Source organism: Micromonospora sp. NPDC007208, from assembly GCF_042869175.1.
GTDB lineage: Bacteria > Actinomycetota > Actinomycetes > Mycobacteriales > Micromonosporaceae > Micromonospora > Micromonospora foliorum.
Genome location: NZ_JBIAFG010000014.1, coordinates 96,807 through 110,158 on the forward strand (window position 1 = coordinate 96,807; position 13,352 = coordinate 110,158).

Below are 13,352 nucleotides of genomic sequence, written 5' to 3' on the forward strand. Positions count from 1 at the left end.
CTCGCTCGGGGCGGACGCGGTATCGAGCGGTATACCTCAGAGGTATGAATATGACTCTGAGGTATACCGCTCAACAGCACATCGACATGCCGGGCCAGCCAACGCCCATGCTCAGCGGATGCGCTCCCCGCGGCTCTCGATCCGGAAGTAGTCGAAGGCGACGTCGAGGTCGGTGGAGGTGCCGGCCCGGTTGAAGGCCAGCAGCCCGGCCTTCGTCGGCTCGACGTTCAGCGTCGTGGAGCCGATGTAGCGGTAGACGCTTCCGTCGTTGGAGTAGTAGGCGCGGTAGGTGTCCCCGATCTTGGTCAGTCGCAGCCAGATGGCGCCGTCGGCCCCGACGATCCGCTGGGCGTCGGCACCGGTGATCTCCAGCGTCGACGCCGTGCCGTTCTGTTCGCGCAGGAAGACGATCCGGGCCTTGTTGACGGCCGCGGTCGCGTTGCTCATCTCCCAGGCGAGCTTCACGTAGTTGTCGTCGTCCGCGTACCCGAGCACACCGCCCTGCTCGTTGTTCGTGCTGAGTGGGCGGGAGAAGACGACCCTGGACTCGGCCGTCCAGTCGCCGTCGACGTCCTGGAGGGCCAGGTTCCTCGCGGTGTTGGTGTTGCCCTGAAGGTCGCCCTGCCGCGCGGTGACGACCAGGGATCCGTCGGCCAGACGCCGGCTGCTCTCGTCCGGCCGGACCCACTGCCACTGTGGGCCGAGGTGGGCCGAGTCGAACTCGTCGCTGCCGGTGATGGTGGTGTTCAGGTCCACGGTGTAGACCGACGAGGCACCGCCGTTGGTGACGGTGACCCGAGCCTGCCCGGTGGGGCTGGTGGCCTGCTCGACCGCTACCGAGGCCCTGCGGTCGGCGGCGCTGGCGGTGACCGTCGGCACGGTCGTGGTGCCGGCCGGCGCGAGGGCGTTGTAGCGCAGCACAGTCGGCGCGAACGACGTCAGGCGCCTGCCGTCGACCCGCAGGGCCGTCAGCGTCGTGTCCGGCACCAGGTTGAAGACGTAGTTCTTCACCAGGGGGCCGAAGAAACTCTCCGTCGTGACCTTGACGACCGCCTGGCCGGGTACGTCGGCCGCCTGGGAGATGACCTCGTAGCGGGCCTTCCGGTCGGCCGTCCGCACCTTGGTGATGGTCGGCGACGCCCCGGCCGGCACGGGGATGGTGTACGAGGTGTCCGACAGGTTGAAGCCGCCGAACGTCTTCCCGTTCACGACGATCGTCGCCGACAGTGGCGCGTCGTCGACCGGGATGTCCCGCCCGCTGAACTCCTTCCAGTAGTTCACCGAGGTGTCCCGCCAGTCGGCGGCGTCCGCCTCGTGCACCGCCAGCTTGGCGCGTACCTCCGCGAACCGGCGTGCGTCGATGTCGGGCTGCAGCGCGTCCCAGGTCTCCCGCATCCAGGTCACGTACTGCACGCCCATCTGGTAGCGGTAGACCAGTTCCTTCCAGAACGTCCGACCGCTGTCCATCCGATGGCCCCACGGCACGTGGTGGAACCACATCAGCAGGTTCTCCGGGACCGAGTCGATGTTCCCGTAGCGCTGCCGCAAGCGGGGGAAGTACTGGGCGGCCAGGTTGCTGCCGGTGGGGGAGCGGTCGAAGCCCAGACCGACGCTGTCGGCCTTGTTGTAGTAGATCGGGCTCCAGTCGTCGCGGCCGGCCCAGTCGGCCGGGTCGGGACGGTAGTGGGCGCCCTCGGCGAACTGGTGGCCGATGCCCAGCGGCGTCTGGTAGCTGACCAGCGACTCCCACGAGCCCATCATCATCCTGCGGATGGTGTCGACGACCCGCCGTTCGTTGCTCCAGGTCATCCGCGTCCAGTCGGTCGCGATGTCCGCGGAGTCGAGCGTCCAGTCCCACGCCTGGCGTCCGAAGGCGAAGAGGTTCGCCTGGGCGAAGTGGTGCCCGGTCAGGTTGTCGGCGTTGCCGAGGTTGGCGACCCCCACGATGGCGGTGTCCGGGTGGTGCTGGGCGGTCCCGTCGACGATGTCGCCGACCAGGCGCTCCGTGAGCAGCTTTCCGTTCGCGTCGGTCGCGTACGTGTCGGTCTTGAGGATCTCCTCGTACATCGGGCCGAGGTAGGCAAGCATCCAGTTCTGGCCGGTGTACTCCTGCGTGATTTGGAGTTCCAGGGCCTGGTTGGTGTTCTCCATCCGGCCGAACATCGGGTGGATGGGCTCCCGGGCCTGGAAGTCCAGTGGCCCGTTCTTGGTCTGCAGGAACACGTTGTCGGCGAAGCGTCCCCGGCTGCCGTCCGGCTGGACCTCGTCGTCGATCGGCCCGAACTCCAGGTAGGCCCGCTTGAGCCGGTCGTTGTCGACCTCGGCGTTGTAGACGAACGTCCGCCAGTGCACGGTCATCCCGAGCGGCGCCACCGCGGCGGCGATGGCGTTGGCGCCGTCACCGTGGTCGTACCCGAAGTCCTGTGGCCCCGGCTGGCCCTCGGAGTTGGCCTTGACGGTGAGGCCCATGAAGTCCGGGATCGCGGCCTGGATCTGCTGGGCCCGGCGGTGCCACCAGCCCCGGAAGTCCGCGCCGTACGGGTCGAGCTGGCTGTTGGTCAGCGTGTCCGGCGCGAACCGACTGTCGGTGGGCGCGGTGTAGCGGATCGACAGGCCCAACCTGATGCCGTACGGCCGCAGCGCGTCGGCGAGGGCGGCCTCCTGCGCGATGCGGACGCTCGTCAGGTACGCGTTGTCGGCGTTGACGTTGTTGATGGTGATGCCGTTGATGCCCAGCGACGCCAGCGCACGGGCCATCACGAGGTAGCGGTCGAGGATGACGGGCAGGTTCCGGCCGGCGCTGGCCCCGGTCGCGGCGAAGTTGAAGATCGCCCCGCTCTCCCCGTTCAGCCCGCCCAGCCCGGAGGCGTTGTTGCCCGCGTAGAGACGCTCGGTTTCCCAGTTGTTCAGCAACCGATGCTTGATCTTCGGTGACTCCGCGACGCGGAGGTGGTCGATGGGTTTCTGGGTCTGCAGGAGCCGGAGGAAGGCGAAGGTGCCGTACAGCGCGCCGAGGTCGGTGTTGCCGGCGATGACGGTGAACCGTGCTTTGCCCTTCGACACCGAACGGACGAGGTAGCCCTCGTCGCCCACCCGGGCCAGGTCACGGGCGGCGATGGTGCGGCCCACCAGCGGGGAACTCGTCGGTGTGCCCACCACGACCGCGCCGTCCGGGACCGTGCCGCCGTCGAGCGTCGCCACGGGTGTCGGCTGACCGAGCAGCCCGCCCAGGCCGCGTACCAGTTCGTCCCGGGCCGCGCCCAGCGTGGTCTCGACGAGCTTCTCGGTGGAACCGGGCTCCATGGCGAGGTCCGTCGTGTGTCGGTGCACCTTCGTGGCGTCGGCATTCTCGACCACGATCGCGGTGGCCGCTCGGCGGTAGTCGCGCAGCAGCTTCGCGTCGTCGACCGGCACGTACCGCAGCCACAGGTCGGAGCCGTTGTAGTCGTCGGGCGACGGGGCCGCGGCGACCGGCGTGGTGGTGGCGACCGTGAGGGTGGCCGCGACGGTGGCGAGTGCCGTGCCCAGCACGATGAGCGTTCGCCGTAGCCGGGGCACCGAAGCTCGGTTCATCGCCATCTCCTCGTTCGTCCGCGGGGGACGCCGTTCGGCCCGTCCCGCGAGCGCGACGACGTCGATGGATGGATGTGCGTCGATCCTGTCCGGGGTGGCTCCGCCTCGGCAACGAGTTGTCGTTTCTTGTCGCGGGGGCCGGGCGACCTCACAGCAGGTGGGCCGCCGGGCCGGGAACGGGCCGCTGCCGTACCCACGGTGGTCGGGCCCGACCGGGGCTCGGGTTGCGCGCCGCCGTCGAGTCGCGGACCACGAGGCGTACCGGCAGGACCATCGGCCGGCCGGTGTGCCCGGGCGCCCCTCCGATCATCGTGAGCAGGTGCCGGGTAGCGGCCGAGCCTTCCGCGTAGAGCGGTGCCGCGACGGTGGTGAGCCCGGGTGTGACGATGTCGGCCGCGAGGATGTTGTCGAAACCCACGACGCTGACGTCGCCCGGAACGTTGACGCCCATCCGGCTGAGGCCGCGGATGATCCCGATGGCCATCTGGTCGTTGAAGGCGAGGACCGCCGTCGCGGGACGCGCACACAGCTCCTGCGCGGCCCGCTCACCGCCCGCCATGGTGGGACTGAACGGTCCGATCTGGCGAACCTTGATCTCCAGCTCCATGCCGGCCTCGAGCAGCGACCGCCAGCGGATGCCGTTGGGCCAGGACGCCTGCGGCCCCGCGACGTAGGTGATGTGGTCGTGCCCCAGCTCGCCGAGGTGCTCGGCGGCCCGCCGCACCCCGCGGGGGTTGTCCGTGACGACGCAGGGCACGTCGGCGAGAGCGCGGTTGAGGACCACCACCGGCCGCTGCTTGGCGACCATCCGGATGGCCGAGTCGGACATCCTGCTGCTGGCCAGCACGATGCCGTCGACTGTCGACATGGTGCGTTCGACCGCCGCCCGTTCCAGCCGGTCGGACTCCTGGGCGTCGATCAGCACCGTGGTGTACTCGCCGTCCGTCGCCGCCTCCTGGGCGCCGCGCACGATCTCCGCGTACACCGGGTTGGTGATGTCGGCGATGACCAGCGCGATCATCTGGCTGCGGGACGTGGTGAGGGCGCGGGCGAGGGGGTTGGTCCGGTAGCCCAACCGCTCGGCGACCTGCCGGATCCGTTCGGCGGTCTCGGAGTTGACGCGACTCGGCCGGGAGAAGGCGCGGGACACCGTGGACGGTGAGACGTCGGCCTCCAGGGCGACGTCGTAGATCGTGACTCGTTGTCCCGGCGGCCTGGTGTGGTCGGGCATCTGCATGCTCCTCCCGGCTACGCGCCGTGATCATGCTATGGCGGCCGTGAATACTCGGCAATGCCCCCGCAACAATCCGGTGGCCCGATCGCATTCGCGCGAGGCAATACATGGCAACCCGTTGCCACCGCCGCGCACCGGCTGTCTGAATCAGCGGGGATGGCACCTGGCGGAGGGAACGGCTCATGGGTATCTCGCGGCGCGGCGCTCTCCTGGTCACGGCATCGTCGCTCCTGGTGGGCGCGGTCGGGTGCGGGGCACCCGAGGCGCCCGGCGACTCCACGGGCGACAGCACCGGCGAGGTGCCACAGCGGCCCGGCAAGGCCGTCACGCTCAACGTCCTCGACGTGGCGGGCAACCTCCAGCTGACCCAGGGGATGATCGACGAGTTCGTCTCGAAGAACCCCGACGTGATCTCCCGGGTGACCTACTCGAAGGCACCGGCGCCCGAGCTGGCCGGAAAGATCAAGGCCCAGCAGGGGGCGGACCGGGTGGACATCGGTCTCGTGCTGACCGGCGTCGACGGTCTGGCCGCCGGGATCGAGCAGGGGCTCTGGATCGACGTGTTGCCGACCTTCCAGGACCGCCTCGGCGGGATGGGCAACTACCTGGAGCCGGCCGCCGCGATGCAGAAGCTCGCCGGCAACGCGGGCGTCACCGTCACCTACTACCCGTCCGGTCCGCTGCTCGAATATCTGCCGGCCCGCCTGGCGACGCCACCCACCAGCGCGGACGCGCTGCTCGCTTGGGCCAGAGCCAACCCCAGGAAGTTCCAGTACGCCCGCCCGGCCAACTCCGGCCCGGGCCGGACGTTCCTGATGGGTCTGCCCTACATCCTGGGTGATTCCAACCCCAAGGACCCCACCGCGGGCTGGGACAAGACGTGGGCCTTCCTCAAGGAGTTGGGCCAGTACGTCGACTACTACCCGTCCGGCACCACCGAGACGATGAAGAACCTCGCCAACGGCACCGCGCACCTGATCGTCAGCACGACCGGCTGGGACATCAACCCGCGAGTGCTCGGCACGGTGCCCAAGGAGGCCAGGATCACCCCCATCGACGGCTTCCACTGGGTCACCGACGCGCACTACGCCGTCCTGCCCAAGGGCGTGTCGACCGACACCCAGGCCGCGGTGCTGGCCCTGCTGGCGTTCATGCTCACCCCCGAACAGCAGGCGAAGGCGTACGACGAGGGTTACTTCTACCCGGGTCCGGCGATCAAGGAGGTCCAGCTCTCGTCGGCGCCGCAGAAGAGCCAGGACGCGATCCGGGAGTTCGGTCGCCCCGAGTACGACGCGCTGATCGCCGGGAACCCGACCGAGGTTCCGCTCGACGCGAAGAGCCTGGTGGCGGCATTCAGCCGCTGGGACCGCGAGATCGGCGGCGGCAAGGTCAAGCAGGGATGAGCGCCTTCACCCAGCTGCGGCTGGACGGGGTGTCCCGCCGGTTCGGCGGCCAGGCCGCGCTCACCGAGCTGGACCTGACGATCGAGGCGGGGGAGTTCATCGCCCTGCTCGGCCCGTCCGGCTGCGGCAAGTCGACGGCGTTGAACTGCCTGGCCGGGCTGCTGCCGTTGACGGCAGGAAGCATCTGGCAGGACGGGCGCCGCATCGACACGCTGCCACCGGAGCGGCGCGGCTTCGGCATGGTGTTCCAGAGCTACGCCCTCTTCCCGCACCTGACGGTCCGGGCGAACATCGCCTTCGGGCTGCGGATGCGGCGGCTGCCCAAGGAGGAGACGCGCCGGCGTACGGAGGAGGCGGTGCGGCTGGTGCGACTGGAGGACCACGTCGACAAGTTGCCCGGTCAGCTCTCGGGTGGCCAGCAGCAGCGCGTCGCCATCGCCCGCGCCGTCGTGTTCGAGCCGTCCCTGGTGTTGATGGACGAGCCGTTGAGCAACCTCGACGCCAAGCTGCGCCTGGAGATGCGGACCGAGATCCGCCGGCTGCACCAGTCGCTGGGCCTCACCACCGTCTACGTGACCCACGACCAGGAGGAGGCGCTCTCCCTGGCCGACCGGCTGGTGGTGCTGCGGGAGGGGCGGGTGCAGCAGATCGGCTCGCCGCGCGAGCTGCACACCCGACCGGCGAACTGGCACGTCGCCGACTTCATGGGCTACCGCAACCTGTGGCGGGGGCGGGTGGAGCAGGTGGACGACGCCCGGGCCACCGTGGGGTCGTCCGGCCACCGCCTGCTCGGCGAGGTGGTGGGGAGCCTGCGGACCGGGGCGGAGGCGGTGGTCGCGGTACGCCCCGAGGACATCCGCGTCGACGGGCCCGGCGAGACCCGCAACGCCATGTCGGCGACCGTCGAGGTGGTGGAGTACCAGGGCCGCGAGTTGGCGGCCGAGGCCCGCACCGACACCGGGCTGCTGTTGCACCTGCGGACCGAGCAGCGGATCGCACCGGGCGACCAGGTCAAGCTCGCCGTGGACCCGCAGCGGCTGCTCGTCTATCCCGCCGACACGTCGGCGGCGACCGACCGCCAACCGGACGCCTCGGGGGCGGCGCGGTGAGCGGCGCCGGGCCCGGAAGGCCACTGACGCACTGGCGGCACCGTCTCGCCGAGCGGGGCGTCGACCGTCAGCTCTGGTTGCTGGTCCCGGCCCTGGTGTTCGTCATCGCCCTGTTCCTCTACCCGTTCTTCTACGGGCTGACGCTCTCGTTCCAGCCGACCAGGGGCGGGCCGTTCAGCGACTACGCCCGGTTCTTCTCCGACTCCTACGAGCGGGGCACGATCTGGATCACGCTGCGGATCGCGTTGCCCGCCGCGCTCCTGAACGTCCTCGCCGCGGTGCCGATCGCCTACCGGATGCGCGGCCGGTTTCGGGGCAAGCGACTGGTCACCACGCTGCTGGTCGTGCCGATCACGCTCGGCACCGTCCTCACCGCACAGGGGCTGCTGAACTTCCTCGGCCCGACCGGCTGGTTCAACCGGATCCTGCTGGCCACCCACCTCGTCGACGAGCCGGTGCGACTGACCCACAACTACTGGGGCGTGTTCTTCTCGCTGGTGATCACCGGTTTTCCGTTCGCGTTCCTGCTGGTGCTCTCGTACCTGTCCGGCATCGACCCGACCCTGGAACGGGCGGCCGCCACGCTGGGCGCGGACTGGCGTCGTCGGTTCACCCGGATCACCCTGCCGCTGCTGATGCCCGGTCTCGCCACGACCTTCTGCCTGACGTTCGTGCTGGCGTTCAGCGTGTTCCCGTCGGCGGTGCTGGTCGGCAACCCGGCGGGTGAGACCCGGGTCATCTCCCTCGCCGCCTACCAGGCGGCGTACGAGCAGTACGACTACCCGTACGCGTCGGCGATCGCCATGATCATGGGCTTCGTCGAGCTGGTCATCATCGCGGTGGTGCTGGCCGCTCGTGGCCGTTTCTACACCGGCTCCACCGGAGGCAAGGGCTGATGGCAACGACGACCCAGGCCCCACCGGCGCGGCCCCCCGCCACCAGCACCGACCGGCGGCGGCGCATCGCCGCGCGGCCGGCCGCCTGGGTCGTGTGGGGCGTCGTCATCTTCTTCTTCCTCAACCTGCTCGGCGTGGTGGCGTCCGTGCTGGTCAGCTCGTTCGGCCGGCGGTGGTTCGACACCTGGCTCCCGGACGGCTACACCACCGACTGGTACGTGCGGGCCTGGGAGGAGTTCGCGCTCCTGCAGGTCATCGTCGTGACACTGGAGGTCTCCGTCCTCGTCGTGGGCCTCTCGCTGGTGATCGGCGTGCCGGCCGCCTACGCCCTCGCGCGGCGCTCGTTCCCCGGCAAACGACTGATCTTCCTCGTCTTCCTGCTGCCCATCCTGATGCCGCCGATCACGTACGGCATCCCGCTGGCGACAGTTCTCTACAAGTTCGGCCTGGCCGGGCACATGTCCGGGGTGGTGCTCGCCAACCTCGTACCGTCGGTGCCGTTCGTCATCCTGACCATGACCCCGTTCATCGAGCAGATCGACCCGCGGATCGAGAGCGCGGCACGCATGTGCGGCGCGGGCCTGCGCACGGTGTTCCTCCGGGTCCTCACGCCGCTGCTCGTGCCGGGCATCCTCGCCTCCGCGATCCTCGTGCTCGTGCGGACCGTGGGCATGTTCGAGCTGACCTTCCTGACCGCGGGGCCCGACTCGCAGACCCTGGTGGTGGCGCTCTACTACTCGATGTCCGCGTCCGGGATCAGAGCCCAGCAGTCGGTCGACGCCATGGCGGTCATCTACACCTCGATGATGCTGGTCCTGCTCGTCGTCGCGCTGCGCTACGTCAACCCGACCCAGCTCGTGGCCCAGGTCAAGGACGAGCCGGAGCACTGAGGCCGGCGCCGGCGTCGAGGATCTCACCCAGTCGGCCCGCGACGGTGAGGAGCGCGGGCAGCCTCGTCCGCAGACCGCGATAGGCCGCGGCGAGAGCCGGGTCGACCGCTACGGGCTCGCCGCCGGCGACCCCGGGATCGAGTTGGGTGACCGCCTCCTGGAGATCGGAGGTGTGGCCGATCGCGAAGAGCCCGAGCGCCGCCGCGCCGAGGGTGACGTGGTCGGCCGCACCCACGACGCGGACCGGGCAGTCCAGGACGGCCGCCATCACCTCGCGCCACAGCGGAGACCGGAACGCGCCGCCGGTCAGGCGGACGCTGCCGATCGGCGTCAGCTCGGCCAGCCGGTCACGGACACCAGCGAGTTGCAGGCAGACGCCCTCCACGGCGGCCCGGACCAGGTGGCCGCGCGAGTGCTCGCTGCGCAGTCCCAGGAACGCGCCCGGCGGGGCACAGCGCTGCGGCGGAGCCTCGTCGGCCCGCAGGTAGGGCAGCATCACGAGACCGTCGCTGCCCGGTGGGACCCGCTCGGCGAGATCCAGGAGCGCGGGCGCGGCACTGTCGTCACCGAAGACACGTCCCGCCCACCGTACGACGTTGCCGCCGTTGCTGACCGCGCTGCCGACAACCCACGCGTCGTCGGTCAACGCGCCGCAGGAGAACGTGTCGACCGGGTCGGTGAGGGGAGCCTCGACGACCGTGCGCAGGGCCCCGGTGGCCCCGAGCGTCAGGCTACCGACGGTCGGGTCGGTCGCCGCCGTGCCCAGACTCCGCAACGGACCGTCTCCCGCGCCGACGACGACCGGTGTGCCGGAGGGCAGGCCCACCGGGCGCCCGGCCGCCGGCGACAGCCGCAACACCGCCGTCGTGGGCAGGACCGGGGGCAGCTGACGCTCGGACACCCCGGCGAGATCGAGTACGGCGGGACTCCACCCCCGACGGTGCACGTCGAACATCCCGGTGCCGGATGCCGAGGACAACTCGGTCACCAACATCCCGGTAAGCCGGTGGACCAGATAGTCCTTGAGGCCGATCCACCACCGCGTCGCCGTGCAGAGGTACGGCTCGTGGCGGGCGAACCACAGGAGCTTGCAGAGCGGGTTCATCGGGTGCACGGGTGTACCCGACAACCGGTGCAGCTCCCGGCTCTGGCCGGACAACCGCAACTCACGGGCCGCCTCCGACGACCGCGTGTCGCCTCGGGTCAACAGCGGCGTCACCGGCGTCATCGCCGCGTCCAGCCCGATCAGGCCGTACCGGGCGGAACCCAGCGCGAGGGCGACCACCTCCGCCCCGGCGGTGCCAGCCACACACTCGGACACCGCTGCCAGGGTGGCCGCGACCAGCACGTCCGGCTCCTGCACCTGCCAGCCGGGCATCGGCTCAAGCAGCGGGCACTCCCGCGTCGCGGCGTGCCGTGCGGTGCCGTCCAGTGCGAACGCGGTCGCCCGCACGGCCGTGGTGCCCACGTCGACTCCGACGATCACCCGACGCTCCGGCCCCATCCGCACATGGTCGAGCCGCGCTCTGCAGGCCGGCAAGCGGTTGCGCGCAGTTGTCGTCGCGGCGCTCCGCCCCGGTCAGACCAGGAACTCCTCCCGCATCCGCGCGCCCAGGTTGATCCCGCCAACCGCTCGTGGGCCGGCCGGATCGTGCACGGCGACGGTGTTGTTGCGACGCATCAGCTCACGGACCGCGGGCGGCAGTCGCGGTGGGTCGTCCATGGCCGCGAGGACCTTCCCGGCACTGACGATCAGTCGATCGGCCAGGGTGGCGGCGTCGGTGTCCACTCGCACCCGGCCGTACTCCCAGCCGGACGTGGTGAGGTCGAGCACCTCGAACACGCGCGTCACCAGCGGGTTCGGGTCGGTCACCCGGTCGAGCCGGGGCGCCCGGTTGCCGACCACCGTGACGGCGGCGGCCACCTGCGCGTACGGGTGGAAGCCGCACGGCAACGCGAACAGCGGCCAGCGCAGGGCCGGGCCGGCCTCCTTCCACAGCGGCCGGTAGTTGCGGCGGTGCACCAGAAGTCGCCGGCCCGTCCGTCGGTGGATCTCCTGGGCCTGGGCCTGAAGGTCCACGTGGGCCTCGTCGGCGACCTGACTCACGATCCGGCTCGCCACCACCAGGCCGTCGTCGCTGTCGAGCGAACCGGTGAGCGCCTCGACCTGCTCGGTGAACCGGATCCGCGCGTGGGGGCCGTACCGGGACTGGACGTCGTGCAGCAGCGCCTGCTGGCGTCCCGGGTCGAGCTGGACCTTCCTACCGCCCAGCAATCGACGGAGCCAACGCATGTCGCCTCGATTCAGCAGAGCCGTCGCGGACGGCGGCAATGCTAGTGCGTCGACCCTCCCTCATGTTCCCAAGGGGGGCTCGTCGACTCCGCTCTCGACGAGCGCGATCACCGTCGACGTGGCGTGATCAGGCCCGACTCGTACGCCCACACGACCAACTGGGCCCGGTCGCGGCAGTGCAGCTTCGTCATCGCCCGGTTGACGTGTGTCTTGGCGGTCAGCGGACTGATCACCATGCGCGCGGCGATCTCGTCGTTGGTCAGCCCGCGCGCGACCAGCTCCACGATCTCCTGCTCCCGGGCGGTCAGCACGTCGCGTCCGGCCGTCGGCACGGCCGGCGGCGGGCCGGCCACGAACTCACTGATCAGCGTGCGGGTGACGGTGGGCGCGAGCAGCGCGTCACCGCGCGCGACGACGGTGACGGCGTGCAGCAGGTCGGCGGGGTCGGCGTCCTTGAGGAGGAAGCCGCTGGCGCCCGCGCGGAGGGCGGCGAAGACGTAGGAGTCGAGCCCGTAGTTGGTGAGGATGAGAACGCGGATCGCGGCGAGGTCGGGATCCGCGGCGATGCGCCGGGTGGCCTCGATGCCGTCGAGGCCCGGCATCTGCACGTCCATCAGGACGACGTCCGGGCGCAGACACCGTGCCAGGTGGACGGCCGAGGTGCCGTCGGTCGCCTCGCCGACGACCTCCAGGTGGTCCTCGGCGTCGAGCAGTGCCCGGAAGCCGGCTCGCATCAGCGCCTGGTCGTCGGCGAGCAGCACCCGGATCATCCCGGCTTCTCCCCGCAGTGGGCGGTCATCGCCGGCCGTCCAGCGGGAAGGTGGCCCGTACCGCAAATCCATGGTCGTCCTGCGCGGCGGTCCGCAGCGTGCCGCCCAGGGCGTTCACCCGCTCCCGCATGCCGCGCAGGCCCACGCCCGGGGTCAGGGGCTCAGCCGGCGACGCCTGTCCGTCGTCGGTGACCGCGACGGTCAGCTCCGCCGGGGCGTACCGCACCTGGACGTGCGCGGTCGCGGGGCCGGCGTGGCGGGCCACGTTGGTGAGGGCCTCCTGGATGACCCGGTACCCGGCCTGGTCGACCTCGTCGGGCAGGTCCCAGCGCTGACCGGTGACGGTCACCTGCACCGGTACGCCGACCGCGCGGGTCCGCTCGGCCAGCTCGTCCACCCGGGCCAGCCCGACCCGGTCGACGTCGTCGGGTGCGCGCAGGACGTCGAGGGTCGTGCGGAGTTCGCGCATCGCGGCGCCGCTGGCCTCCTGGATCGCCAGCAGCGTGGCTGACGGTTCCTCGCCGTGCTTGCGGGCCAGGTGCACGGCGATGCCGGCCTGCACCTTGATCACCGAGATGCTGTGGGTCAGGGAGTCGTGCAGGTCGCGGGCGATGCGCAGGCGCTCCTCCCCGGCCCGGCGCAACGCCATCTCCTCGCGGGTGCGTTCGGCCTCGATCGCCCGCTGCTCGACCTGCTCCAGGTAGGCCTGGCGCTGCCGCGCGACGAGTCCGGCCACGTTGGCCGCCACGAACCAGCCCAGCAGCAGGGCCGTCCGCTCGGCGACGAGCTGGCCTGGGCGCCCTGGCGGCGCCATCGAGATGTCGCGGGCCAGGAAGCCGCCGAGGAAGGCGAGGCTGGCCACGGCTGCGGCCGACCGGTGCCCCTGCCAGGCGGCGACGTAGACGGCGCAGAGGACGGGGAACGCGGCGGACACCCCCGGGTGCACCCGGAGGTGGACGGCCAGCATGGCGACGGTGACCACGCCCAGCGCCACCACCGGGTGGCGCCGGCACGCCGCCAGGGCCACCGCCGTGGCCAGGACCAGGGCGATGTCGAGCACCTCGACCGGCGCGGCGTCCGGGGTGAGCGCGGCGTTGCCGAGCAGGAGGGCGCTGAGGGCGAGGCCGCCGAGGGCGTACGGGAGGTCGCGGCGCATGGTCGCACTGTAGAGCGGCCGTCGTCGG

General features: G+C 70.9%; 10 protein-coding genes. 4 read left to right on the forward strand and 6 right to left on the reverse strand.

Annotated features, from left to right (window positions below; all coding sequences use genetic code 11):
- Positions 1 to 111: 111 nt before the first annotated feature.
- Together ACFYL6_RS24655 and ACFYL6_RS24660 are read right to left on the reverse strand one after the other, a co-directional pair.
- Positions 112 to 3,573 (reverse strand): alpha-glucuronidase family glycosyl hydrolase, encoded by a 3,462-nt coding sequence (locus ACFYL6_RS24655; RefSeq protein ID WP_387174576.1) that lies wholly within the window; start codon positions 3,571 to 3,573, stop codon positions 112 to 114.
- Between the two features lie 148 nt (positions 3,574 to 3,721).
- Positions 3,722 to 4,804: a LacI family DNA-binding transcriptional regulator gene (locus ACFYL6_RS24660; RefSeq protein ID WP_387174578.1), complete on the reverse strand. Its 1,083-nt coding sequence runs from the start codon at positions 4,802 to 4,804 to the stop codon at positions 3,722 to 3,724.
- Positions 4,805 to 4,989: 185 nt separating this feature from the next.
- On the opposite strand from ACFYL6_RS24660, the gene ACFYL6_RS24665 reads away from it, so the two are divergent.
- From ACFYL6_RS24665 to ACFYL6_RS24680, 4 genes are read left to right on the forward strand one after another with little or no spacing between them, the layout of a single operon-like run.
- Positions 4,990 to 6,210: an extracellular solute-binding protein gene (locus ACFYL6_RS24665; protein ID WP_387174580.1), complete on the forward strand. Its 1,221-nt coding sequence runs from the start codon at positions 4,990 to 4,992 to the stop codon at positions 6,208 to 6,210.
- Positions 6,207 to 7,319 carry an ABC transporter ATP-binding protein gene (locus tag ACFYL6_RS24670; protein ID WP_387174582.1) on the forward strand — a complete coding sequence of 371 codons (1,113 nt, stop codon included), beginning with the start codon at positions 6,207 to 6,209 and terminating at the stop codon, positions 7,317 to 7,319. Before ACFYL6_RS24665 ends, ACFYL6_RS24670 begins: the two co-directional genes overlap by 4 nt.
- A complete protein-coding gene (locus ACFYL6_RS24675) occupies positions 7,316 to 8,215 on the forward strand; it encodes an ABC transporter permease (RefSeq protein WP_387174584.1) in 900 nt (299 codons plus the stop codon). The genes ACFYL6_RS24670 and ACFYL6_RS24675 overlap by 4 nt, the downstream gene beginning before the upstream one ends.
- Positions 8,215 to 9,105, forward strand: a complete 891-nt coding sequence (locus ACFYL6_RS24680) for an ABC transporter permease (RefSeq protein ID WP_387174585.1) — start codon at positions 8,215 to 8,217, stop codon at positions 9,103 to 9,105. Before ACFYL6_RS24675 ends, ACFYL6_RS24680 begins: the two co-directional genes overlap by 1 nt.
- Here ACFYL6_RS24680 and ACFYL6_RS24685 read toward each other — a convergent pair.
- The 4 genes from ACFYL6_RS24685 to ACFYL6_RS24700 form a co-directional block, all read right to left on the reverse strand.
- Positions 9,083 to 10,609, reverse strand: a complete 1,527-nt coding sequence (locus ACFYL6_RS24685; protein ID WP_387174587.1) for a gluconokinase — start codon at positions 10,607 to 10,609, stop codon at positions 9,083 to 9,085. The genes ACFYL6_RS24680 and ACFYL6_RS24685 overlap by 23 nt on opposite strands.
- A 75-nt stretch (positions 10,610 to 10,684) precedes the next feature.
- On the reverse strand, positions 10,685 to 11,398 hold the full coding sequence (locus tag ACFYL6_RS24690) for a hypothetical protein (RefSeq protein ID WP_387174588.1): 714 nt from the start codon (positions 11,396 to 11,398) through the stop codon (positions 10,685 to 10,687).
- A 107-nt stretch (positions 11,399 to 11,505) separates the two neighbouring features.
- Entirely contained in the window at positions 11,506 to 12,168 is a 663-nt protein-coding gene (locus tag ACFYL6_RS24695; protein WP_387174589.1) for a response regulator, read from the reverse strand.
- Between the two features lie 25 nt (positions 12,169 to 12,193).
- Entirely contained in the window at positions 12,194 to 13,324 is a 1,131-nt protein-coding gene (locus tag ACFYL6_RS24700) for a sensor histidine kinase (protein WP_387174591.1), read from the reverse strand.
- Positions 13,325 to 13,352 lie beyond the last annotated feature (28 nt).